This is a genomic window from Ereboglobus sp. PH5-10 (assembly GCF_029504735.1).
GTDB lineage: Bacteria > Verrucomicrobiota > Verrucomicrobiia > Opitutales > Opitutaceae > Ereboglobus.
This window is the reverse complement of record NZ_JAQFIP010000001.1, coordinates 444,928-469,325: the sequence shown is the minus strand read 5'-3', so window position 1 is coordinate 469,325 and position 24,398 is coordinate 444,928. Positions and strand designations below refer to the sequence as shown.

At 61.9% G+C, this 24,398-nt stretch carries 21 protein-coding genes; 14 read left to right on the top strand and 7 right to left on the bottom strand.

The genetic code is table 11. The annotated features are described in order from the left end of the window. The first annotated feature begins 37 nt into the window (after positions 1-37). From M2447_RS01860 to M2447_RS01850, 3 genes are all read left to right on the top strand, one after another. Positions 38-1,039, top strand: coding sequence for a DNA-directed RNA polymerase subunit alpha (locus M2447_RS01860; RefSeq protein WP_108824960.1), 1,002 nt, complete (start codon positions 38-40; stop codon positions 1,037-1,039). A gap of 210 nt (positions 1,040-1,249) precedes the next feature. Next, positions 1,250-1,765 carry a 50S ribosomal protein L17 gene (rplQ, locus tag M2447_RS01855; RefSeq protein WP_343215355.1) on the top strand — a complete coding sequence of 172 codons (516 nt, stop codon included), beginning with the start codon at positions 1,250-1,252 and terminating at the stop codon, positions 1,763-1,765. Positions 1,766-1,911: 146 nt separating this feature from the next. Next, positions 1,912-2,760, top strand: coding sequence for a hypothetical protein (locus M2447_RS01850; RefSeq protein ID WP_277557179.1), 849 nt, complete (start codon positions 1,912-1,914; stop codon positions 2,758-2,760). A 90-nt stretch (positions 2,761-2,850) separates the two neighbouring features. Here M2447_RS01850 and M2447_RS01845 read toward each other — a convergent pair whose 3' ends face one another. Continuing rightward, complete coding sequence (locus tag M2447_RS01845) at positions 2,851-4,515, bottom strand: NAD-dependent malic enzyme (protein WP_277557178.1); 1,665 nt, start codon at positions 4,513-4,515, stop codon at positions 2,851-2,853. 195 nt (positions 4,516-4,710) lie between these two features. Here M2447_RS01845 and M2447_RS01840 point away from each other — a divergent pair, with 195 nt between their 5' ends. From M2447_RS01840 to folK, 6 genes are all read left to right on the top strand, one after another. Then, a complete protein-coding gene (locus tag M2447_RS01840; RefSeq protein ID WP_277557177.1) occupies positions 4,711-5,892 on the top strand; it encodes a ribonuclease D in 1,182 nt (393 codons plus the stop codon). Continuing rightward, positions 5,889-7,517 carry a fatty acid CoA ligase family protein gene (locus tag M2447_RS01835; protein ID WP_277557176.1) on the top strand — a complete coding sequence of 543 codons (1,629 nt, stop codon included), beginning with the start codon at positions 5,889-5,891 and terminating at the stop codon, positions 7,515-7,517. Before M2447_RS01840 ends, M2447_RS01835 begins: the two co-directional genes overlap by 4 nt. A gap of 99 nt (positions 7,518-7,616) precedes the next feature. Next, positions 7,617-8,591, top strand: a complete 975-nt coding sequence (locus tag M2447_RS01830; RefSeq protein WP_277557175.1) for an NAD-dependent epimerase/dehydratase family protein — start codon at positions 7,617-7,619, stop codon at positions 8,589-8,591. Continuing rightward, on the top strand, positions 8,588-9,466 hold the full coding sequence (gene folP / locus M2447_RS01825; RefSeq protein ID WP_277557174.1) for a dihydropteroate synthase: 879 nt from the start codon (positions 8,588-8,590) through the stop codon (positions 9,464-9,466). Before M2447_RS01830 ends, folP begins: the two co-directional genes overlap by 4 nt. Continuing rightward, positions 9,463-9,831: a dihydroneopterin aldolase gene (folB, locus tag M2447_RS01820; RefSeq protein WP_277557173.1), complete on the top strand. Its 369-nt coding sequence runs from the start codon at positions 9,463-9,465 to the stop codon at positions 9,829-9,831. The genes folP and folB overlap by 4 nt, the downstream gene beginning before the upstream one ends. Continuing rightward, positions 9,828-10,346 (top strand): 2-amino-4-hydroxy-6-hydroxymethyldihydropteridine diphosphokinase, encoded by a 519-nt coding sequence (gene folK / locus M2447_RS01815; RefSeq protein ID WP_277557172.1) that lies wholly within the window; start codon positions 9,828-9,830, stop codon positions 10,344-10,346. Before folB ends, folK begins: the two co-directional genes overlap by 4 nt. On the opposite strand, the gene M2447_RS01810 is transcribed toward folK, so the two are convergent. After that, complete coding sequence (locus M2447_RS01810) at positions 10,309-11,400, bottom strand: quinone-dependent dihydroorotate dehydrogenase (RefSeq protein WP_108824969.1); 1,092 nt, start codon at positions 11,398-11,400, stop codon at positions 10,309-10,311. The genes folK and M2447_RS01810 overlap by 38 nt on opposite strands. A gap of 253 nt (positions 11,401-11,653) precedes the next feature. On the opposite strand from M2447_RS01810, the gene M2447_RS01805 reads away from it, so the two are divergent. Continuing rightward, positions 11,654-12,448 (top strand): hypothetical protein, encoded by a 795-nt coding sequence (locus tag M2447_RS01805; RefSeq protein WP_277510408.1) that lies wholly within the window; start codon positions 11,654-11,656, stop codon positions 12,446-12,448. 49 nt (positions 12,449-12,497) lie between these two features. After that, positions 12,498-13,103 carry a polysaccharide biosynthesis/export family protein gene (locus tag M2447_RS01800; RefSeq protein WP_277510406.1) on the top strand — a complete coding sequence of 202 codons (606 nt, stop codon included), beginning with the start codon at positions 12,498-12,500 and terminating at the stop codon, positions 13,101-13,103. Positions 13,104-13,145: 42 nt separating this feature from the next. On the opposite strand, the gene M2447_RS01795 is transcribed toward M2447_RS01800, so the two are convergent. From M2447_RS01795 to M2447_RS01785, 3 genes are all read right to left on the bottom strand, one after another. After that, positions 13,146-14,030, bottom strand: a complete 885-nt coding sequence (locus M2447_RS01795; RefSeq protein WP_277510405.1) for a hypothetical protein — start codon at positions 14,028-14,030, stop codon at positions 13,146-13,148. 69 nt (positions 14,031-14,099) lie between these two features. After that, positions 14,100-14,582, bottom strand: coding sequence for a threonine/serine exporter family protein (locus M2447_RS01790; protein ID WP_277557171.1), 483 nt, complete (start codon positions 14,580-14,582; stop codon positions 14,100-14,102). Further along, positions 14,579-15,394 carry a threonine/serine exporter family protein gene (locus M2447_RS01785; protein WP_277510403.1) on the bottom strand — a complete coding sequence of 272 codons (816 nt, stop codon included), beginning with the start codon at positions 15,392-15,394 and terminating at the stop codon, positions 14,579-14,581. The genes M2447_RS01790 and M2447_RS01785 overlap by 4 nt, the downstream gene beginning before the upstream one ends. Before the next feature lie 320 nt (positions 15,395-15,714). On the opposite strand from M2447_RS01785, the gene M2447_RS01780 reads away from it, so the two are divergent. Continuing rightward, complete coding sequence (locus M2447_RS01780) at positions 15,715-16,560, top strand: hypothetical protein (RefSeq protein ID WP_277510402.1); 846 nt, start codon at positions 15,715-15,717, stop codon at positions 16,558-16,560. Positions 16,561-16,645: 85 nt separating this feature from the next. On the opposite strand, the gene M2447_RS01775 is transcribed toward M2447_RS01780, so the two are convergent. Next, complete coding sequence (locus M2447_RS01775) at positions 16,646-17,476, bottom strand: NAD(P)-dependent oxidoreductase (RefSeq protein ID WP_277557170.1); 831 nt, start codon at positions 17,474-17,476, stop codon at positions 16,646-16,648. 178 nt (positions 17,477-17,654) lie between these two features. Here M2447_RS01775 and M2447_RS01770 point away from each other — a divergent pair, with 178 nt between their 5' ends. Next, positions 17,655-19,847 (top strand): creatininase family protein, encoded by a 2,193-nt coding sequence (locus M2447_RS01770; RefSeq protein WP_277557169.1) that lies wholly within the window; start codon positions 17,655-17,657, stop codon positions 19,845-19,847. Positions 19,848-19,886: 39 nt separating this feature from the next. On the opposite strand, the gene M2447_RS01765 is transcribed toward M2447_RS01770, so the two are convergent. Then, entirely contained in the window at positions 19,887-22,733 is a 2,847-nt protein-coding gene (locus M2447_RS01765; protein ID WP_277557168.1) for a valine--tRNA ligase, read from the bottom strand. A 208-nt stretch (positions 22,734-22,941) separates the two neighbouring features. Between M2447_RS01765 and M2447_RS01760 the strand changes: the two genes are divergently transcribed. Continuing rightward, the gene (locus M2447_RS01760) at positions 22,942-24,384 is read left to right on the top strand and encodes a sigma-54 dependent transcriptional regulator (protein ID WP_277510397.1); all 1,443 of its coding nucleotides are present in this window, start codon (positions 22,942-22,944) and stop codon (positions 24,382-24,384) included. Positions 24,385-24,398: the final 14 nt, after the last annotated feature.

The window sequence follows — 24,398 nt, the reverse complement described above, 5'->3', positions numbered from 1 at the left end:
TAACGCGCAACTGACAGAAAACTTCCACATTCCCGCCATGCCAAAACGACTCGGAAAGTTCGAACTCCCCAGCAAACTCAGCAAAGTCGAGGAGGGCTCCACGCCCACCTACGCAAAATTCATCGCCGAACCATTCGAAGCAGGTTACGGCCACACCATCGGCAACTCCCTCCGTCGCGTCCTCCTGAGCTCCATCGAGGGCTCCGCCATCTCGTCCATTAAGATCGACGGCGTGAACCACGAATTCCAGAGCATCGACGGCGTCGTCGAGGACGTCACAGACATCGTCCTCAACCTCAAGAAAATCCTCATCGTCTCGGAAAAACGCGAACCCTTCTCCCTCCTCATCAAGGTGAGCCGCGAGGGTCCCGTCACCGCCGCCGACATCCAGGCAGACGCCAACGTCAAGATTGTCAACCCCGAGCAAGTCATCTGCACGCTCGACAAAAACAAAACCTTCGAGGCCGAGATCGAAATCAAGACCGGCCGCGGTTATTATCCCGGCGAGCAAAACAAGAAGGAGGAGCAAACCATCGGCGTCATTCCGATCGACTCGCTCTTCTCGCCCGTCAAGCTCGTCAAATACACCGTCGAGAACACCCGCGTCGGCCAGATCACCGACTACGACAAACTCATCCTTGAAGTCTGGACCGACGGCCGCATCACGCCGGACGACGCCCTTAAGCAATCGTCCTCGATCCTCGCGCACCACCTCGACGTCTTCAACCGCGTCAGCAACGAGGAATACGCCTTCGAGACCCAGGCCAACGAAGTCAGCGAGGAGCAGAACAAGCTCCGCAAGCTGCTCAACATGTCGGTCAACGAAATCGAACTCTCAGTCCGCGCCGCGAACTGCCTCAACAACGCGAACATCACCACCGTCGGCGAACTCGCCATGAAGACCGAGCAGGAAATGCTCAAGTATCGCAACTTCGGCAAAAAGTCCCTCAACGAAATCAAGGACAAGCTCGAAGCCCTCGGCCTCTCCCTCGGCATGAAGTTCGACGAGCGCCTGCTCGACTCAAAGAAGGATCTCTGAGTCGAAGAGTGAGGAGCGAATGGTAAAGAGTAAAAACTTGAGGGTGCTCCCGCGCCGCGCCGGTTTTCCTTTTTCACCTTTCACTCTTCACATTTCACCCTTCCCGCCGCTACGCGGCGGGGCTTCTCGCGCCGTCCGCTGCCGCCCAACGCTGCGACCGGAAAGCCGATCGGGAAGCACAACCAAAAACCAAATAAAAACTGAAATACAATGCGTCACAAAGTGCACAAATACGGACTCGGCGTCACGCGCGAGCACCGCAAGGCAATGATGGCCAACATGGCCGCCTCGCTCATCAAGCATGAGCGCATCCAAACCACCCTCACCAAGGCCAAGGCCTTGCGTCCCTTCATCGAAAAAGTCATCACCAAGGCCAAGAAGGCCGGTGTTGCCAAGGACAAGAAGGACGCCATTCACCTGCGCCGTCTCGCCCTCGCGGACGTCCGCGACGAGAACGCAATCACCAAGCTCTTCAACGAGACCTACAAGCAGTTCGCCGACCGTAGCGGCGGTTACACCCGCATCTACAAACTCGGCCGCCGCGACAGCGACGCCGCCGAGATGGCTCTCATTGAGTTCGTGAAAGCCGACGATCCCGGCTACAAGAAGAACAAGAGCCGTGCCAAGAAGGCGAAGAAACCCGCAGCCGCCAAGCCCGCAGCGGAAGAAGCGGCGGCACCCGCCGAGGCTCCCGCGCCCGCCGCGGAAGAGGCGAAAAAAGACTGATTCGGAAACTGCATCCAGTTCCCGACAACAAGCCGCGAGCCGCAATGCTCGCGGTTTTTTATTTTGTCTGCGCCCCGTGCCCGTGCGATTCTTCGCACAGATAAAAAACCGCACACGCCATGTCGTCCCCAAAACAATTCACCGCTATGGAAACCCGCCGCGCTGACGGTGCCTCCGGCCACGTCTTCCGCAGCGCAAGAGCCTCCTCCTCCATCAGCCAGTCCGACGCGCAACAAAAGGCCGCCGCGCTCGCCCAAGCCGAGGCGAACAAGGCCGCCTCCGGCGGCGCTCACGCGCCCCATGAGCGCGAACGCTACCCCTACGGTGTGCGCGACCTGACCGAGCCCGTGCTCAAGCAACTTTACGCCGACGGATCACCGATCGCGCGCATCACCCGCAATGCCTACGGAGCCTCCGTGCTCAATGCTAACCGCGTGATGTTTGTGGATGTCGATTTTGAGCAGCAGGGCAGGGACCCAAGAACCGGGCAAATCGTGCCGTCCGTTGGCGGCACCACGCAGGCTGGGGCGCTAAGCGCGCTCGCCGATCTTCTGGCCGCGCGCCCCGATCTCGCCTTCCGTGTTTATTCGACCGCCGCCGGTCTTCGTTATCTTTGCACGAGCACGCTCTTCGACCCCGAGTTGCCCGAGAGCGAGGCCATTCTCACGCAGTTAAAATCCGACGCGCGTTATGTCCTGCTTTGCAGGAAACAAAAATGCTATCGCGCGCGGCTTAGCCCGAAACCCTGGCGTTGTTTCAAAAAAGTGCCGCTTTCGCCGGGGGAACAACAGGCGTCCGAATCGAGGGGATTCTTTTCGAGATTATTCTTCCCGGTGCCGCGCACCAAAACCCTTCGCAACCCGTCCGATTTCGCCACCTGCCGTTACATCGAAACCGTCGGCGCTGAAATCAAAACCATGCGGCCCGAGATTGCCGAAATCGTGCGCGTGCACGACGCCATGTGCGAGATTGAGACCACAAAGCCACTGGCTTGAACCCCGCGGTCCAAGTCATGGCGAAACTGTTTTGAGCCGCGGATAGTCCGCGGCTGTTTTGATTTCAGTGCGCGATTCAAAAAACGCGGCTCACTCAAATTCGCGATACGCCGGCTCATACATCTTGGCCTTGATGTCTGCTTCGATGTCGGCGGGGCGCGGCGTGGTGGCGAGGTTTTCGCGATGCGCTTCCTCGGCCACGGCCGCGGCGATTTTTGCGGAGACGTCGCGGATCTTGGTGAGCGCGGGATACACCCGGCCAAGGTCAAGGTCGGCTTGGGTCACTTGACCTGCGAGTGTTTCTGCGGCGGCGAGGAACATGCGGTCGGTCACTTCGCGCGCCCCGCAGGCGAGCGCGCCCAGGCCGACGCCGGGGAAGATATACACATTGTTGCCCTGGCCGGGATGGTGCGTCTTGCCGTCAATGGTGACGGGATCAAAGGGACTTCCACTCGCGAAGATCGCGCGGCCTTCCGTCCATTTGTAGGCGTCCTCCGCGGTGCATTCGGCGCGCGAGGTGGGATTTGAGAGGGCGAAAATAACCGGGCGTTTGTTGAGTTCGCCCATGCGACGGATGATTTGCTCTGTGAAGGTGCGCGGCATGCCCGACACGCCGATGAGCGCGGTGGGTTTGACCGCCTCGACCGCCTCGGCGAGCGTGGCGACGGGCGCGTGGTCGTGCGCGAAGGGGAGCTTGTGGTGCGCGAGCGGTTTGCCGGGCCGGTTTTTCACGACGAGGCCTTGTGAATCGACATACCAGCAGCAGGCGCGCGCGTCGGCTTCGGAGAGGCCCGCCTTTTGCGCGGCGGCGGTGAAGAGCTCGCCGATGCCCGTGCCGGCCTCGCCCGCGCCGAGGAAGAGGAGGCGCTGGTCGGTGAGTCTTTTTCCGGTGAGTCGCAGCGATGCGATGAGGCCGCCAATGGCGACGGCGGCGGTGCCCTGGATGTCGTCGTTGAAGGAGAGGAGATTTTTGCGATTTTCCTCGAGGAGGCGGAACGCGTTGGTGTTTCCGAAATCCTCCCATTGGAGGAGCGCTTTCGGATAGACGGTTTTCACGGCCTCGACGAACTCGCGCAGGAGCTCGTCGTATTCGGCGCCGCGCACGCGCTTTTGCTGGAGGCCGATGTAGAAGGGATCATCAAGAAGTTTCTCGTTGTCGGTGCCGACGTCGATTGTGATGGGCAGGCAGTAGCTCGGATGGACGCCGGCGCATGCGGTGTAAAGCGAGAGCTTGCCGACGGGGATGCCCATGCCGAGCGCGCCGAGGTCGCCGAGTCCGAGGATGCGCTCGCCGTCGGTGACGACGATCATGCGCACGTCGGCGATCGGCCAGTTGCGCAGCACTTCGGCGACGCGGCCTTTTTCGCGCAGGCTGATGAAGAGACCGCGCGGGCGGCGGAAAATGGAGCCGTATTCGAGGCACGCCTGGCCGACGGTGGGCGTGTAGACGAGCGGCATGGTTTCCTCAATGTTGTCCTGAAGCAGGCGGTAGAAGAGCGTTTCGTTGCGCGTCTGGAGCGTGGTGAGGAAGATGTATTTTTCGAGCGCGTCGGGTTTGCGGCGCATGTTGCCGAGGGCGCGCCGCATTTGCTCCTCGAGGCTGAACGCCCGAGGGGGCAGCAGCCCGCGCAATCCCAACGCATCGCGTTCGCGTTCCGAGAAACAGGTGCCCTTGTTGAGGGCGGGATTGGTCATGAGCGCGTAGCCGTGCGGCATCGGGCTGACTCCGTTGGCGCTGAGTTGTTCAGAGTGCATTTGTGTTGATGATGGTGTTTACGCTTTTGCTGAAATGTGAAACGAATCTTTCACATCGGACATTTCGGGAGGGCTGCCTGACAAACGCAAGCGGTTTTGCGCGCGCGCTTCGTTTGCGATATTTCCCCCGGGCGCGTTCCTTTCAGTCTTTCCGTTTCGGGATGTTTGTGTTTCCTGTGATGTTTCTTTTCGCCGATGCCAGACACGCCCGAATACCAACTCATTGATCAAGCCGGCCAGCTCGCGCCTTTGCTCGAGGCGCTTGACCGCGTGGACGAGGTCTTCCTCGATACCGAGGCGGACAATCTTTATCACTACCGCACGCGGCTTTGTCTGCTGCAGTTCAACGTCGAGGGAAAATTTTTTCTCGTGGACGCGCTGGCCGGGCTCGACTTTTCGCCGTTGTGGCAGCGGCTCGCGGGCAAGCATCTCGTCATGCACGGCAGCGACTTCGATTTGCGGTTGCTTGCCGACCTGTGCGGGTTTCGCGCGCGCAGTCTTTTCGACACGATGCTCGCGGCGCAGTTGCTCAACCGCCGGCGCATCGGGCTCGCCGCGCTGCTCGAGGAGCACTACGGCGTCGCGCTCGACAAGGATTCGCAGACAGCCAACTGGTCCCAGCGCCCGCTCACGCCGCGCCTGCTCGATTACGCCGCGCTCGATGTGTATTATTTGCCCGCGCTGCGCGACCAGCTGACATTGGAGCTGGACGCGCTTGGCCGCCTCGACTGGCTGCGCCAGCAATGCGACCGCCAGATTGAATCCGGCGCGACCGGGTTTCCTCCCGACGACGAAAACGACTGGCGCATCGGCCGCTCCGAACGCCTGCGCCCGCACGGTCTCGCGGTGTTGCACGCGCTCTGGCACTGGCGCGAAAACTGGGCCCGCAAGCTCGACACGCCGCCGTTCAAGGTCACGAGCAACGACCTGCTTCTCAAAATCGCCGAGGGCGCCGATCACGGCCTGTCCGCCCGTTCTCTCATGGAGACGATCAAGCTCGGGCGCCGCCACGACCGGCTCGCGCCAAGCTTGCGGGCTGCGATTGAGGCCGGGCTTTCGCGCGACCCGCACACGCTCCCGCGCCGCCGCGGACGCGATCCGAACATCCTTCCGCTCACCGCCGCCGAGCTCGCCGTGCAGGATGCGATCAAGGCCGAGCGTGATTTTATCGCGCAAAAAGTTCAGCTCGACCCGACGCTCATCGCCAACCGCGCGCAGCTCGCCCAGCTCGCCCGCATCCCCGACAAACCCGGCGAGGTGCTCCTGCCCTGGCAGGTCGAATTGCTCGCGCGCGGCAAAAAGGAAAAACGCGAGGCGGACAACCTCGCCCGCGAAGCCGCCGCCGAGCCGTCGCGCGGCGAGGGTGTTGCTGAATGAACATCGCGCGGCACCTCACCATCATGGCGAAGGCGCGGCCGGACGCGGTTGCGGTAAAAGTGCCGCGCGGACGCGTTCACGATGCCGCCGGCGAGAAAATAGATTATCTCACGCTCACGTTTTCCGATCTCCATGCCGAGGTCGGCGCGTGGGAGGCCAACCTCGTCAAACGCGGCGTGCGCGAGGGCGATCGCGTGCTCGTGATGGTGCGCCAGGGGCTGCCGCTCATCGCGGCGGTGTTCGCGCTTTTCAGAATGGGCGCGGTGCCCGTGATCATTGACCCGGGCATGGGCATGAAAAGTTTTTTACGCTGCGTCGCGCACTCGCGCCCGCGCGTGCTGCTCGGCATTCCGGTCGCGCGATTTCTCAGCCGCGTGTGCCGTCGCGCGTTTCGCTCCGTCGAAATACGGGTGCCCGCAAGCAGTTCTCCGCTCGCGCGGATGAAAGCCCGAAATCCAGAATCTAAAATCCAGAATAACACGGAGGTTTCCAACAACGGCCTTGCCGCGATTCTCTTCACCTCCGGTTCCACCGGCGCGCCAAAGGGCGTCTGCTACAAACACGAAATGTTTGAGGCGCAGGTGCGCTCGATTCGCGACACCTACGAAATCGAGCCCGGCGAGGGCGACTTGTCGATGCTGCCGGTCTTCGCGCTTTTTTCCCCCGCTCTCGGCATGACGACCATAGTGCCCGAGATCGACCCGAGCCGCCCCGCGACGCTTGATCCCTCAAAAATCGTGCGCGCCATCCAGCAGGAAAATGTGAACAATTCCTTCGGCTCGCCGACGCTCTGGAACAAAATCGCCGACTACTGCATTGCGAACAACATCACGCTCCCGAGCATGAAACGCGTGCTCTGCGCCGGCGCCCCCGTGCCCGCCGCGCTTTGGGAAAAGGCGCGAAAAATTCTCCCCAACGGAAAACTCCACAGCCCCTACGGAGCGACCGAGTGCCTGCCCGTGAGCAACGTCAACGGCGACGAAATGCTCCAAAACAAAAGCGCCTGCGCCGGCGCTTGCGTGGGCCGCGCCACGCCGGAGATACAAATCAAAATCATCGCAATCAATGACGACCCCATTGCCGCGCTCGCCGACGCGCGCGAGCTCCCGCCCGGCGAGATCGGCGAGATCATTGTCACCGGCCCCGCGATCACGCGCGAGTATGACAACCTTCCCGCCGCCACCGCGGCGGCAAAAATAAAATCCGGCGACACCATTTGGCATCGCATGGGTGACACCGGTTGTCTCGACGCGGATGGGCGTCTGTGGTTTTGCGGACGCAAGGCCGAGCGCGTCGAAACTGCCGCCGGGCCGCTTTACACGGAACCTTGCGAGCAGGTGTTTCGCGCGCATCCGCAAGTCGTCCGTTGCGCGCTCGTCGGACTCGGGGCGCGCGGTTCGCAGATCCCGGCAATCGTCATTCAGCCGGCATCCAAGCATTTCGACCTCGCCAAACTCGCCGCGGAACTTCGCGCGCTTGCGCTCGCGCAGCCGCACACGGCGGGGATCGCGCATTTCTTCCATCACCCAAAATTTCCCGTGGATGTGCGCCACAACGCCAAGATCCACCGGCTGACGCTCGCGGCCTGGGCCGCGAGCGGAAAGGCGGAAGAACTGAAAAGCTGAAGGGCTGAAAGAAAAACCGCCCAATCAAACCTCCCACGATCGATGCCTTCTTCCGATTCAGCCATTCAGCCATTCAGCCATTCAGCCCTTTCTTCCCCCGTGCTTGTCACGGGCGGCACGGGTTTTCTCGGGCGGCACATTGTCGAGCGGCTACTTGCGCAAGGCCGCCCCGTCACCGTGATGGCGCGGCGGATTGCGGACGATCTTGTTGCGCGCGGCGTGCGTTTCATCGCCGCGTCGCTCGATGATGCTGGCGCGATGCGCGATGCGTGCGCGGGCATTCATACGGTGTTTCATGTGGCCGCCAAAGTCGGCGTGTGGGGGCGCTACGATGATTTTTTTCGCGCAAATGTGATCGGCACGCGCGCGTTGCTGGCAGGGGCGAGGGAGCATGGTGTGCGTTGCTTTGTGCACACGAGCACGCCGAGCGTCGTTTACAACGGCCTCGACCTCGCCGGCGCCGACGAATCGCTGCCGCTCACCACGCGCTGCCCGAGCGCGTATCCGCTCACCAAGGCAATCGCCGAGCGCGAGGTGCTGGCGGCGAATTCGCCCGGACTGAGAACCGTCGCGTTGCGTCCGCATTTGATTTGGGGCAACGACGACCCGCATCTCATCCCGCGCGTGCTCGCGCAGGCGCGCCGCGGGCGTCTCCGCATTGTCGGCGACGGACGCAATCGAGTGGACATGGTGCATGTTGAAAACGCAACCGACGCGCACCTGCTCGCCGAAACCAACATCGGGCAATGCGCGGGCCGCGCCTATTTCATTACCAACAACGAGCCCGTCGTGCTTTGGGAGTGGATTAACAACTTGCTCGTTTCGCTCGGCGAGCGTCCGGTTGGGAAACGCATTTCGTTGAGAGCCGCGTCCGCCATTGGCGCGTGTTGCGAGGCCGCGTGGCGCGTGCTGCCGTTGCGCGGCGAGCCTCCCATGACGCGCTTTGTGGCCTCGGAGCTCGCCAAGGACCACTGGTTCAACGCAACCGCGTCGTATCGGGATATTGGATACACACCGCGCGTCAGCATGGCAGGGGGAACGGCGGCGCTCATCGAAAGTTTGAAGGCGAAATGAAGGCCGAGACTCATCCTCATAAGCTCCAATGGCGAAGCCCTCACGGCCGCGCGCTGCCGGATGGCGAGCGCACGCTCATCATGGGGATTCTCAACGTGACGCCCGACTCGTTTTCCGACGGTGGAAAATTCATCGGCGCGCAGGCGGCGCTTGAGCGCGCGGGCGCGATGCTCGCGGAGGGCGCGGATGTGATCGACATCGGCGGCGAGTCCACGCGTCCCGGCCACGCGCCCGTGAGCGAGGCGGCGGAAATTGATCGCATTCTTCCCGTAATTGAGGCGGTGCGCGGCGCGTTTCCCGAGGCGGCGATTTCCGCGGACACTTACAAGGCGGGTGTCGCGCGCGCGGCGGTGCGCGCCGGCGCCGACATCATCAACGATGTTTGGGGCGGGCGTTTCGGGGGCGAAAACATGGCGCGGGCGGCCGCCGAGCTTCGCTGCCCGGTCATCCTGATGCACAACCGGCCCGCGTCCGGCTACACGGATTTTTGGCCCGACGTGATTGCCGATTTGCGAGCTTCGATCGACACCATGCTCGGGGCGGGGGTTGAGGCGGGGCAGATATGGACTGATCCGGGTTTTGGTTTTGCAAAGAATGTCGCGCAGAACCTCGAAGTGCTGAAGCACCTTTCGCGCATCGTTGACCTTGGTTGCCCGGTGTTGCTCGCCACGTCGCGAAAATCGACGATCGGCAGTGTGCTGAAAAAACGGATGCCAACCGAGCGCGAGGACGGCACGGCGGCGACACTCGTGTGGGGCGTCCAGCAGGGCGCGCGCATGGTGCGCGTGCACGATGTGGCGCGCATGCGCCCCTTCGTCGAGATGGCCGACGCGATCCGCGCGGGCGCGGAATGGACGGAGGTTGGGAAATCATGAGCGCCGATTCCATCACACTTTCCCGGATGCGTTTTCACTCGTGCCACGGCGCGCTGCCGGAGGAAAAAACGCGGCCGCAACCATGGGAGGTGACCGTCACGCTCGAGCTGCCGCTCGCCGGGGCCGGACGCGCGGACGACTTGGAAAAGACAATCGACTACAGGCGCATTCACGAGGTCGCGCGCGCGGTGATGGAGGGGGCGCCGGTTAATCTTGTCGAGACGCTTGCCTGCCGCATTGCGGAGGATTTGTTGCGCGCGTTTGCGCAAGTGCGCGCCGTGAGTGTTGAGGTGACCAAGTTAAAACCGCCGGTGAACTTTGATTTCAACGGGTTAAAAGTGCGGGTGCGCAGGGAGCGCAAATGAGCGGTTGCGTCGCCTACATCAGCGCGGGTTCGAATCTTGGTGGTCGCGAGGCAACGCTGCTTGGCGCGTTGCGCGTGCTTGGCGAGGCGACGGATGTGCGTGTCGATGCGGTGTCGGCGATTTATGAAACCGATCCGGTTGGCGGCGTGGAACAGCCTGCGTATTTAAATTTGGCGGCGCGGCTGGGTGTTGGGCGGTCCGTTTCACCCGAGGCGTTGCTTGGTGAAATGCAGCGGATTGAGCGCGCGTTTGGGCGATGTCGTGAAAACGAAGTGCGCTGGGGGCCGCGCACGCTCGACTTGGATTTGCTTTTGTTTGGCGACGTAGAGTGCGCGTCGGAAACGCTCGCGCTGCCTCATCCGCGCATGTGGGAGCGCGCGTTTGTTTTGATTCCGTTGCGCGAGGTGGCGGAGGTCGGCTTGCTCGGAAAACTGGATCAGCTTTCAAGGACTGATCCGTCTGTGCGGTTGTTTTCTGTCAATACCCGCGGGTGGGGCGGAGCTGGCGAGCGCTGAGTTCGCGGGCGAGTTCGCGGGCGAAGAAGGGGCCGCGATAAATCATGCCGGTGTAGATTTGCACGAGGGTCGCGCCGGCATCGAGTTTTTCGCCCGCGTCCCCGGAGGTGTGGATTCCGCCCACGCCGATGATCGGCAGCCTGCCGTTTGTTGCGCGAGAAATGTAGCGAATGATTTCGGTCGATTTTTTTGTCAGGGGCTTGCCGCTGAGTCCGCCGGTTTGGTCGATGTTTTCAAAATAGCCGGGGCGGGCGAGGGTGGTGTTGGTGGCGATGATGCCGTCGAAGTGGTTTGCCTCGAGCTGCTCGAGGACGGCGTCGATTTGCGGGTAGGTGAGATCGGGGGCGATTTTCAGGAGCAGGGGCACTCGTGTTTTGGCGTTGCCCGCCGCGTCTTTTTGCGAGGCGCGGTCGCGGTTGGCGGCGTCGAGCGCGGCGAGGAGCTCGGAGAGGCGTTGCTCGTCCTGGAGCTTGCGGAGGTCGGGGGTGTTCGGGCTGCTGACGTTGAGCACGAGATAGTCGGCGTGGTCGGCGAGGAGCGAAAAGCTGGTGAGGTAATCCTCGACGGCTTTTTCGAGCGGGGTGACTTTTGATTTGCCGATGTTGATGCCGAGAGGGATGCGGCGTTTGCCGCGCTTGGGCATTTTGGCGAGGCGCTTGGCGACGGTTTCGGCGCCCTCGTTGTTAAAGCCCATGCGGTTGATGACGGCCTCCTCGCTCGGGTAGCGGAAGGCGCGGGGCTTGGGATTGCCGGGCTGGGCGAGGGCGGTGATGGTGCCGATTTCGATGTGGCCGAACCCAAGCGCGGCAGCGGCTGGCCAGGCCGTGGCGTGTTTGTCGAAGCCGGCGGCGAGACCGACGGCGTTGGGAAATTTCAGGCCGAACGCCTCGATGGGGCGCGCGGCGGCGGGGAGGCGCCCGCAGCGCTCCATGACGCGGCAGACGGGGGGCATCCAGCCGAGGGCGGTCATGCCAAAAGCGCCGAGGTTGTGCGCGAGCTCGCAGTCGAGCTTGAAGAAGATCGGGCGCAGGACGCGTTCATAAAAATAATCCATGTATGCAAGACGTTGGTATTTGCCGGAAATAAATCAAGCGCGGCGCGCCGAAATGCCGTTGTTTTTCACACAAGATTGACGGGGCGCAATATCTTGAATTTTGGGCTTGTTTTTCACTTATGCCCTTTCACGCTCCGCCTCGTTTTGGAGAAACAGGAGGTTTTGGGCGGAAAAATTCGGGCGCGATGATTCCTGGGTTGACTCGACCAATCCCTGCTCTTTTTCCTCCCGAAAATTATCACGCAAACATACCATGGCAAAATCCTCTAAAAGTCTCGATTGGTGCATAGTCCGTCTTGGCGATGATCACAACTGGTGGGTCGAAGAAGTTAGCGACCCGATCCGTTGGGATGTCGACGGGCTGAGCATCGTTGACCCCCGGCAGCTTGATTATCTGACCGACCTGGTCGAAGCATTGCGCGATTACGGTTTTGACCAGGACATCATGGAGGCGGCGTTCATCCCCTTCCGCATCGAGAAGGACCTGGGCGACGGACGCGTGCGCCTGCGCCGCGTGAAGGACTCCATCTTTGACTCCGACGAAAAACTTTTCGCGCTCGCCGACACGATCGACGACGAAAACGGCCCCTACGCCGATCTGCTCGACCACATCACGCGCTGCCGCGTGAAAACGCTCAACGACCTGTTCAATTTCGAGGCGAAGCTCACTGTTGACGAGGTCGAGGAGGAAATCCGCGAGGATCAAAACGCCTCGTTCATCGAGGGCCGGGCGATCCACACGTTCGACGAACTCGCCGCGATTCTCGAATACGTTCCCGCTGGCTGGGACACCGACGAGGAGCGTCCCGTCACCAAGGAGGACGACGAGGCCGCCGACGCCGACCTCCCCGAACTCGACGAGGAGGAGGAGGAAAAACTCAAGAACGACCAGTCCCTCAAGTGGGACGAGGACGAGGAAGAGGAGACGGAGGACGGCGAAATCGAACGCGGCGACGGTGACGGAGGTTTCGACATCGAAGCCGGCGACGATGATGACGACGGCGAGGAAGACACCAAGCCGAAGCGTCGCAGTCGCGGAAAACGTTGAGTCGACACGCGCCGTTTAAATCGGAAATAATGACTCAAAATTTCTTCCGATGTTAAACACACTCCGGCAACTCATCCTTTCATTGATCGCCCTCGCGATGGTTTTCGCGCTTGCCGGTTGCAAGACGCCCAAGAGCGCCGACGGGCAGCGGCACAATCCCGTCCTGCCCGACGCCGAAAACGTCGCGGTGCTCCGTCCCGGCGACAACCTTGTGGTCACGCTTCAGGGCATTCCCGACCCGAGCAGCAACCAGCTCCAGATCGACGATCAGGGGTTGATTTCGCTGCCGTATATCGGCGCGATCACCGCATCGGGCGAAACGGCGGCGGTGCTCGCGCAAAAAATCCGCGAGAATTACGTCGATAAAAAAATCTACAACGCGGTCGATGTCTCGGTGACGGCGACAGAGCGTTACGTGTATGTCGGCGGCGAGGTGGCCCGGCCCGGCCGCGTGGTCTGGGCGCCCGACCTGACGGTTACGAAGGCGGTTCAGGCCGCGGGCGGCTTTGCGATTTACGCGAAACAAACCCGCGTCTCGCTCGCCCGCGCCGGCAAGTCCTACACGATCGACGCGGAGCTCGCCGAGCGAACCCCCGCCGAGGACCCCCGGATGCTGCCCGGCGATTCGCTGCACGTGCCCAAGTCGGCGTTCTAAAAAACGGCGGCGCCAGTATGGACGCGGCGATTCATGCCGCCCCTATTTTTTCCCCCCGTGACGGTGCAGCTGCCACGAGTTCCAGAGGTTGTGCCAGATCACATAAAAAGTCGGCCCGAGCGCGATCAGCGGATTCGCGTAAGTCATGGCCAGGTAGATTGTGAAGTTGTTGTTTTTCTGGCCGAGCGCCTGGCTCGCCTCCCGTGCGAACGCGCGCCCGCCGATCACCCTTCCGATGGCGAAACTCATCGCGCACACGACCAGTGAAACCGCGCCGATTTTCAGCAGCAGCACACCCGGCGCGTCGCTCATTTCGTAACGCAAAAAATGGCTCGTCTTCGCCATGATCAGGAACAACGCGAGCACCCACGCGAAGAACGACGCGTTTTTTGCGCGGGCCGGCCATGTCGTCACCGCCGGATAAACGCGCCGCAAAATCATCGCCACCAAAAGCGGCAGGAACACCAGCAGCGAAACGCTCAACGCAATGTCGAGCGACGCCGCGGGCGTGGCGTGGCCGAGTGCGAGCGGCATCAAAAACGGCATGAGCGCGGAGATGATCGGGTTCGTGAGCATGAACGTCGTGACCACATAATCGACGCGCCCGTCGAGAAACCCCGTGATCACCGCCGCCGCAGTCGCCGTCGGCCCGATTCCCGCGAAGAAACCCGCGATCGCGATGTCTCGCCCGCCAGTCGCCCAGCCGATCGCAAACCCGACCCCGCCCATCAGCACATTGGCCAGCACCAGCCAGGCATGCGAACGCTGAAACGATTCCCTCGAAAACTTCGTGCCGAGGAAAACGACAAACAGCATTCCCACGATCAGCCACGGAATGAGAAACGCGAGCACCCGCGCCCACGGGCAAAGCGCCCCCGCGATGATGGCGGCCAGCAATGCGAATGTTCTGAGAAATCCCGGTTTCACGATTTGAGAAGCGACGATGCGATTGACGCGCTCACACTCGCACGCCGCGCGCTCCAGAGCCAGCCTGATTCACACCACCGGACGCCGCCGGTAGAGCAGCAAACCCGGCATTGCCAGGCCGATGGCGATTGCGCCGATGATAAAAAACGTCCGCAACCCGTTTGTCAGCGCCACCGAAAAAAGCTCCGCGTCGAACCCGCGCGTGCCGAGTTGGTGCAGCGCGATGATCGTCGTGAAAAACGACACGCCCGGAATCATCGGGATCATCGCCGCCACGGTGAACGCCTTCGGGTGCGCGCGCAGCCGTCTCGCGAGCCACACTCCCGCGAAGCTCACCGCCGTCGCCGCGATCAATGTGCCCCATTCGATGGGCATGCCTGCGCGCATCATCAGAAAACGCATTCCGTGCGCCAGCGCGCCGAACAACGCGCAGTATTTCAGCACGCGCACCGGCACGTTGAACACCATCGCAAAACCCGCCGCCGGCACCGCCGCCAGCGCCATGTCCTGGAGCAAGTCCAGCAGCAGGGGAAGAATTTCGACGTTGCTCATGACAGCCACCCCCATGTGCCCCAGGCCGACATTGCCAGCACGATTCCAGCGCACGTGGCCAGGGCCATCAGCATCGCGAGCGCGATGCGCGAAATGCCCGTGTTCACGTAACCCTTCACCATGTCCGAGACGCCGTTGATCAATGGAAACCCCGGCACCAGCAGCAACACGCTCGCCGCCATCGCCAGCCGCGGGGTAGTGCCGATCGACTGCAGCAATGCTTGCGCGCAAATCGACGTGGCGACAAATGCCGCCGCAAAAAATCCGACAATCGGGTTGAAATGAAAATGCGCGAACACCTGCCGCGCCACCATCGCCGCGGCGCTTGCCGCAAACGCAAACACGCATCCGGTCCAGTCCGCCCCCGCCAGCCGCGCGAAGCACGCGCACGACAACCCGATCGCGAGCACCACGAGCCAGCGCGGATAACGGAACGCCTTCACCGAGCGCACGCATTTTTCAAATTCGGCGCGGTCGATTTCCCCCGACTCGAACGCGAGCGCGGCGCGCTGCACCTCCATCGCCACGTGCATGTTGATGCCGCGATCCTCGTTGCGCCGCACGCGCGTCATGCTGTGCGGCCCCGCGTAGCTCGTCACGGTGATGGCGTTTGCCATGATCGCGACATCGACGCGGTCGAGCTCGAGCGCGAAACCCGTGCGGCGCGTGATCGATTCCACAAAGGCGCTTTCCACCCCGTGCTGCATGAGCAGGATGCCGGTTTGCAGGCACAAGTCGGTCGCCGCGCGATGCTCCTGCAAGGTCAGCGGCGCGCGGGGCGGGATGTTGGATTCCGGTGTCTTTTCACTCATGTGTTTTTGCAGCGCGGAAAATGGCGCAAGCGGCGAGCGTTTAGCCACCAAAAAACTGCGTCTTGCTCAATCGCGTCGCCAAACCGTCATCCTGCGGGGGCAACTCCTGTCTGAACCTCCCGCTCGAAGTCGTCGTGCGCAACCACGCCCTGGAGTCTCGCCGCCGTGAAAACGCGCCTTCGCGTGTAATTACAAACAAACCCGCGTATTATAATCACAAAACACTTTCTTCCACGGCGCTTTTCCTCTTGGTTTTCAACGCATCGCCTCGCTCAAGCGAGTCGTCAAACTTAACCCGAACCCAAATAAAACAACCTACAATGAACACACTCGCCGAATGGGAAAAAGCCTCCGCAAAATATGAAGCCATGACCGGAAAGGCCAAGCCGCAGGAAAGCGTCAAGAAATGCTGGCTCCGCTCCAACAAGACGCTGAGCGTCACCTTCAAGGAACTCGACGCCGAGGCGAACGCCATGGCGCAACTCATCAAGAAGGGCCGGGCCAAGGACGTCGCAAAAGGCCGCGACAAGCTGCTGAAACGCCTTCAGTCCGTGAACAAAATGCGGACGCAGCACATCAATGAATTAAAGAACGCGGCCGACCCGAAGGCCGACAAGGCCGATCTGAAAATCCAGCAAAGCGCCCTGGCATACCTTTCGGGCAAGCTCGACGCCATCTACAGCCGCGCCGAGCTGGAGGTCGCGGAACTGGATGACGCCACCAAGGCCGGAGGCAAAGAGACCAAGGGCATCGTTGACCGCTACCTCAAGGCGCACAAGGAGCTCGAAATCCTTCTCGCCGATGCGAGCGCCTACTTTTCAAAATTGAAAACGCTCGCCGCCAAAAACGAGAAGAAGCCGGATGCGGCAATTACCCAGAAAATAATAGCCTCTTACAGCAGCAAAAACGGCCCGATGATCGTCAAAATGGTCGCGATATCCAAAAACATCATGGAGATCATCAAGGAAAACGACGACTTCGTGAAAGGCGGTGTTTACAAACATTACAAGGCCATGGTGAAGGAAATTCAACTGATGCCAAAGGCGTTTCACACCAACGCGACCGCGAACGACATCATCAAGGAGCTGGTCAAGGTCGATGAGAAATTCTACAATATTAAATTCTGCCTGAAAAATATGGGCGTTTCCATAAGGCAACTCGTTTGATTGTTTATTATAATATTATCCGGCAAAAATGCGCATTGGTTTTCCCAACGCGCATTTTTTATACACATCGCAACCGGGGCCGCGGTTATTTCAGCAATTTGATCAGCGCCGAAAAATCCTCGTTGGAGTAGCCCGCCTGGTCGGCGTGGAAGAGGCATTCGCGCACGGTGTCGAGCACCGGAAAATCGTCGCAGCCCTCCGTTCGCGACGCCAGTCGCATGTCCTTCAGCATGTGCTTCACCGAGAACTGTGGCGAAAAATCCCCCGAGCGCAGCTTGGGCTCCTTGAGCGCCGTGACGCCCGAGTAGCTCACGTTTTGCCTGATGACCTTGAAGAACAAATCGTCCGGCACGCTCACCTTGCGCACCATTGTCAGCGTCTCGGCGAGCGCCTGCATTTGCCCGGCGATGTTCAGGTTCATCGCCAGCTTGAGCGTCGTCGCCTGCACATTGGTGCCGATTGTGTATCGAAACTCGGACACAAGCGACAGCAACGGCTCCACCTCCGCGATCAACGCCGCGTCGCCGCCAAGATAATAGACCGACTTCTTTTGCTCCGCCGCCGGCTTGCTCCCGGTGAACGGCGCCTCAAGGTAACGCGCGCCGGCGCCCTCGACGAGTTTCTTGAACTCCTCGCTGCTCGCAGGGTCGATCGTGCTCGATTGAATGACGATTTTGCCCGCGCCGAGCGCCGGCAGGATCACGTCGAGAATCCCCTTCACCGCCGGCGGATCGGCCACGACGATCTGCACCACGTCCGCCGTTTTCGCGACATCAAGCGCGGACGGCATCCACCGCGGAAAATCCGGTTGCGGCGTGCGATTCCACGCGCCCGCGAGCACGCCCGCGTCGTTGTAGTGGCGGGCCCACACGCCGCCGATAATGCCAAGACCGATGACACCGATTGATTTTTTCATGGTGCCCGGATTATCCGCTGTTTTCCGCAAAACCGCAAAATGTATTTCGCGCGCAAAACCTGAGGACCATCCCGAATTAAGATTTTCTGATTTTTTGACCCCGGATTTACACGGATGACAAACAGGGTGTCGCAAGCGACGCCCCTGCATATTTATCCGTGTTAATCCGTGTTAATCCGTGTCATCCGTGGTCAAAGTGGAATACTCGAAACTTCGGTTGCGCATCCCGCGCTTCATTGTAATTGTGCATGTCATGGGCACCTCCTGGCTCGCGAACGCGCATCACGAAAATTTCTGGCCGCATCACTCGTGGCCGGAGTTTGCCGCGCTTTCGGACGACGCCAGGGCGCGCACGAGCGTCGTGCTGCCCGTGCACGGGTTTGCCGACCACGGACTCGGCCTGCCGCTCGATGCCGAGGAGGTTGCCGGAGGCGAGATTTTGAAACGCGCCGCGATGGAATGCGATTCGCTGCTCGTGCTGCCGCCGCTGCGTTTTGCGCTCGCGCCGTATCAGCGTTCGACGTTTTTCGGAGTGGACGCGGACACCGCTTATGACCACATGCGCGAGATTGTGAAATCGGTGAAGTCCGCCGGTTTCAGAAAAATTATTTTCTTCAACACAAGCCCTTGGAACGAGGAACTCGCCGCCACGGTCGCGCTCGACACGCATGTCGATTGGGAAATGGAAAACCGCGTCGTCAATGTTTCCAGGCTCGGGATGAGTTTTCATCCCGGCGCGCCAGCCCCGGCGCGCGCGAACGCGCAGGCCGCCGCGATGCGCGTGCTGGGATTGTCAGCCGCCGATGTGCGCGCGAATCTCGAACGCGCCGGCGAGGCCGATGTGCGCGACGCGGATTTTCGTCCGGGGAATTTTCAGCAACCCGAACCGCTCGCGCCCGACGAATCGCTCGACGGCGAAACGGTTTTGACCGCGGTGGCGGCGCATCTGGCGCAACGCCTGGGAGCGCGGGCGTCCCGCCCGCCCAAACAAGCGGGCGCAACGCCCGCGCTCCCGGGAAAGGGCTGGCATTCTCGCGATTACTTGCCCCATTTCGACCAGCCCGGCCTTGTCCAGTCCATTACCTTTCGCTTGCACGACAGTGTTCCGGCAAAGGTGATTGAGCAGTGGAGGGTCGAACTCGATTGCAATGACGATGGAACCGCCGTTCCGTCCGACGATCCGCGCGCCGTTGAGCTGCGCAAACGCATTGCCGAATATGAGGACGCCGGTCACGGGGCGTGCCACTTGCGCGATGCCGGCATTGCCGCGCTCGTCGAAAACGCCCTTCTGCATTTCGACGGCGAACGCTACGCGCTCCTCGAATGGTGCGTCATGCCCAATCATGTGCACGCGCTCATCGCCACGCGCGAGGGGCACGCCGTGTCCGACATCGTGCATTCCTGGAAGTCTTTTGTCGCCAAAAAGGCCAACGCGATTCTTGGAGGCCAGGGAGCCTTCTGGATGTCCGACTATCATGACCGCTACGTTCGTGATGCGGGACACCTCGCCAGTATTCGGGAGTATATTCGCAACAACCCTGTGAAAGCCGGCTTGGTGAAAACCGCGCAAGCATGGAGGTTTGGCAGCGCCGGGCACCCCGGGAGCGCGGGCGTCCCGCCCGCCCAAACAAGCGGGCGGGACGCCCGCGCTCCCAGAAATTACCTTCCTTCATTTACGCCTGCGCAGATCGACGCGCTGCCGGACAAGCACAACGCGCTTGTCATCATTTCCACGGGCGCGATCGAGCAGCACGGGCCGCACCTGCCAGTCGGCGTGGACGCGATTCTCGGACAGGCGTTGCTCGCCGGCACGCTGCCGAAACTTTCCGCCGAAACCGCGCGTCGCGTGTTTGTCGCGCCGCCGCTCACGTTCGGCAAAAGCAACGAGCACGACGGTTTTCCGGGCACGATCACGGTCTCGGCGCGGACGCTGCGCCGTGTGCTTTGCGAAGTGGCGGCGGAGTTGTGCTCGATGGGTTTTGGTCGTATCGCAATTTTGAATACGCACGGCGGCAACAGCCCCGTGATTGTTTATACGCTGCGCGAAATCCAATCCACGCTTGGCATGCGCGCCGGAATGCTAAAGGCGCCGCTCTCGCCGGAACTCTCCGAACACGAGGCGAAAAACGGAATCCACGCCGGCGAATGGGAAACCGCCCTCATGCTCGCGTGCGCGCCGGAGCTCGTGCGCATGGACAAGGCCGTGCGCGAATACCCCGCGCGTCCGCTGGATTCGTTTGCGTGGATGACGCGCGACGTTTCCCAAAGCGGCGTGATGGGCGACGCGACCGCGGCGACCGCGGAAAAAGGCAGGGCGTGGATGGATGCCGCAACCGCGGCGCTCGCGGCGCGAATTTCACGGTTGCTGTGACCCTGGGAGCGCGGGCGTCCCGCCCGCTTGTTTGGAGGCTCACAGCGCTTTCAGCAAACGCTCCAACTCGGCTTTTTTGGCTTGCTGGTCGGCGAGTTGTTTTTTCGCGCCTTCGAGCACTGCCGGCGGGGCTTTGCTGACAAAGGCTTCGTTTGCGAGGCGCGCTTGCGTGCCGGCGATGTGTTTTTCCAATTGCGCAAGTTCCTTCGTCAGGCGCGCGCGCTCGGCGGCGGCGTCAACTTTCACGCCGGTGTCGAGATAGAGCGTGCCGAGCGGCGTCACGATTGCGGGGAGCGCGGGTTCGCTCGCGGCGCGTTCGATGCTCGCGGCGCCGACGAGGCGGGCGAGCTTGGCGGCGTTTGAGGAAAGGGCGGTCCAGTTGGCGTCGTCGGCAAGGACGAGGAATTTCACGTCGCGCTTTTGGGCGACGGATTGCTCGGCCTTGAGCTGGCGGGCGAGCGTGGCGGTTTGTTGCAGTTTTTCCACGCGCGCGGTGGCGCTGTCGGAAATGAGCATGTCCTTTTTGCTGAGTATGCCAACCAGTTCGTCCGCGGTTTCGAGGCGTGTGTTTTGCAGCAGGTCGTTTGCCGCGCCGTAGCCGAGGAGGTGCCAGAGTTCCTCCGTGATGAAGGGCGCGAAGGGCGCGAAGAGGAGCAGAAACTCGCGGATGACGAGGTCTTGCATGGCGAGCGCGTGCGTCTTCGCGGCGGGGTCCTGCACGCGGGTCTTGGCGACCTCGACATACCAGTCGCAAAAATCGTTCCAGAAAAATGAATACAGGCGCTGCGTGGCGGTCGCGAATTCGAACTCGGCGAAGCTGCGCTCGAGCACGCGCATGGTGTCGAGGAGCGCGCCGAGGAGCGCGTGGTCGTCGTCGTCGAGTTGCGCGGGGTTTAGGCGCGCGAGGATGGCGTCGAGCGAGGAGTTGTCGGCCTGGCAAGGAGCGGGACGCTCCTTGTCCGCAGGCGGGACGCCCGCGCTACCCGAACTCATCTGGCGGAAGCGGCAGGCGTTCCAGAGTTTGTTGCAGAAGTTTTTGCCGCCTTCGATGCGGTCCTCGTCGAACTTCACGTCCTGGCCGAGCGGGGCGATTTGCAACATGCCGAAGCGCAGGCCGTCGGCCCCGTATTTTTTAATGAGGTCGAGCGGGTCGGGCGAGTTGCCGAGCGATTTCGACATTTTGCGTCCCTGCTTGTCGCGCACGATGCCGTTAAAATAAACGTGCTTGAAGGGGATTCGTTTTTCCAGGGGTTCGCCTTCGTGCGTGAATTCGAGTCCGGCCATGATCATGCGGGCGACCCAGAAGAAAATGATGTCGGCGCCGGTGGCGAGCGTGGTGGTCGGGTAGAGCGTGTCGTAGTTGGCGGCTTTCATCGCGGCGGCGTCGGGCCAGCCGAGCGTGGCGAAGGGCCAGAGCCACGAGGAAGCCCAGGTGTCGAGCACGTCGTCCTCCTGCGTCCAGTTTTCGGGATCGGCGGGGCCGTCGAGCGAGACGTGGATTTTTTGCGGATCGGCGAGGTCGGCGGGCGTGAGCGTGTCGCGGTCGACGCCCTTGCGATACCAAACGGGGATGCGATGGCCCCACCAGAGCTGGCGGCTGATGCACCAGTCCTGAATGTTTTCGAGCCAGTTCAGGTAAACTTTTGTCCAGCGCTCGGGGTGAAACTTGATCGTGCCGTCGCGCACGACTTGCTTCGCCTCCTCGACGCGCGGGTAGCGGAGCCACCACTGCCAGGTGAGGCGCGGCTCGATGGGCACGCCGGCGCGTTGCGAGTAGCCGACGTTGTTTTCGTAGGGCTTGGCCTCTATGAGCGCGCCGCGCTCGGAGAGGATTTCGGCGGATTTTTTGCGCGCGACGAAGCGGTCGAGTCCGGCAAGTTCGGGGCCGGCGCCGGCGTTCATGGTGCCGTCGGCGTTGATGCTGTCGATGACGGGGAGCTTGTGGCGCTGGCCGATATCGAAGTCCACTTTGTCGTGGGCGGGCGTGACCTTGAGCGCGCCGGCGGCAAAGACGGGATCGACGGCGGCGTCGGCGATGATGGCGATCTGCACGCGTTCGCCGAGCGGGCGCCAGACTTTTTTGCCGATGAGGGTTTTGTAGCGCGGGTCGTCGGGATGCACGGCGACGGCGACGTCGGCGGCGATGGTTTCGGGGCGCGTGGTTTCGAGGACGATGTGCGTGACGCGTCCGTCGTTGATCGCCTCGGGCGGAAGCGGGCGGGCGTCCTCGGGAAGCTCGGGAATCGGCGCGGGTTCGACGAGCTCGTAGCGGACGCGGTAAATGTGGCCCTTGGTCGGGCGCATTTCGACCTCCTCGTCGGAGAGCGCGGTGAGCGAAACGGGGCACCAGTTGACCATGCGTTTGCCGCGGTAGATGAGGCCCTGCTTGTAGAGTTTGACGAAGGCGGTGAGGACGGCGCGGCTGTAACCGGGGTCCATCGTGAAGTGCGTGCGGTCCCAATCGCACGAGCAGCCGAGCTCGCGGAGTTGCCGGAGGATGAGGTCGCCCTTTTCGTCGCGCCAGGCCCAGACGCGTTTCAGAAATTCGTCGCGGCCGAGATCGTAGCGGGTTTTGCCCTCGGTTTTTTTGATGTGTTTTTCGACCATCGTCTGCGTGGCGATGCCGGCGTGGTCGGTGCCGGGAATCCAGCAAGCCGCCTTGCCCTCGAGGCGGGCGCGGCGCGTGAGCACGTCCTGGAGGGTGTTGTTGAGCGCGTGGCCCATGTGCAGAATGCCGGTGACGTTGGGCGGCGGGATGACGATGGTGTGCGTTTCCTGGCCGGGCTTTGGCTCGGGTGCGGCGAAGGCGCGCGCCTGCATCCAGGCGGAATACCATTTTTTCTCAACGTCGTGCGGCTCGTAACTCTTGGTGATTTCTGCGGACATGGTTCGTAAGGAAAAGGCTGAAAAACTGAAGGACTGAAAGGCTGAAGGATTTGGGAATGCGGATGCGGAATGAAAAGACGCGAGCGAACCAAGTGTCGCGAGCGCTGGCAAGCGGGTTTGTGGGGACGATGCGACTTCTGTCCGGAACCGCGCGCCGGGTTGAATTACTCATTGACCGTTTTGCAACGGCTCGCGTGAATACGGGGGCATGGTTCCCAGTGTGCTCATCGTTGATGACGAAAAAAATACTCGCGAGGGTCTCCAACAGGCGTTGGAGGACAATTACGATGTGTCCATCGCGAGCAACGCGGACGAGGCGTTCAACTTGATGGATGCGCAGGAATTTGACGTGGTCGTGACCGACCTGCGCATGCCGGGCGGGAAAAACGGGCTGCGCGTGATCGACCGCGCGCTGACGCTGCCGAACAAGCCGGCGGTGATCATGATGACAGCCTACGGAAGCATCGAGACCGCGGTTGAGGCGATGAAGCGCGGCGCGGTGGATTTCCTGACGAAGCCGGTGAACATCGAGCGGCTCGAAATGCTCATCCAGCGCGCGCTGAAAACAAAAACGCTCGAGGTGGAGGTGCAACAGCTGCACGAGCGACTGGACGACAAATTCAACTTTGATGGAATCATCGGAAACTCGCAGGCGCTGAAGGACGTGCTGGACCGGGTGCGCCTGGTCGCGCCGTCCAGGGCCACGATTTTGATAGAGGGCGAGTCGGGCACGGGCAAGGAGCTCGTGGCGCAGGCGGTTCACCAGGCGAGTTCGCGCGCGCGCGCGCCGTTCGTGGCGGTGCATTGCGCGGCGTTGTCGGAAAATTTGCTGGAGAGCGAAATCTTCGGCCACGAGCGCGGCGCGTTCACGGGCGCGACGGAGCGGCGCGTGGGTCGTTTCGAGGCGGCGGACGGCGGGACGCTGTTCCTCGACGAAATCGGCGAGATTTCGCAAAGCACGCAGGTGAAATTGCTGCGGTTTCTGGAAACAAAAACAATCGAGCGCGTGGGCGGCACAAAGCCGATCCCGCTCGATGTGCGCCTGGTGGCGGCGACAAACCGCTCGCTTGAGCAACTGGTGATCGAGAAAAAATTTCGCGAGGATTTGTTTTTCCGGCTGAACGTCGTGCGCATCGCAATGCCGCCGCTGCGCGCGAGGCCGGAGGACATCCCGCCGTTGCTGGCGCATTACATCAGGCAATTCAGCAAGGAAAACAAGGTGCCGCCGCTCACCGTGGAGCCGGGCGCGATGCGTTATTTGCAGGCGTATCCGTGGCCGGGAAACATTCGCGAGCTGCGCAATTTTTGCGAGAACGCGGTCGTGCTGCGGCGCGGCGGCAGGCTCACGGAGTTCGACCTGGAGCCGCGCTTTCGCGGCGAGTTGAAGCCGGCGCTGCCCGCGCTGGTTGTGGAGGCTCATCCGGTGCCGCCGGTGGATGCGACGCCGTCCGGCGTCGCGCTGGCGCCCGCGACACCCCGGGGGGCGTCGAGCGCGTATTCGATTGAGGAAAACGAAAAGCGCCTGTTGCGCGAAGCCTTGATCAAGGCGCGCGGCAACCGCACGCGCGCGGCGGAGTTGATGGGGATAAGCCGGCGCACCTTGCACCGGAAATTGCAGCGCTGGCCGGACCTCGACGTGCTGGACAAGTAGAGGAACCGCCAACC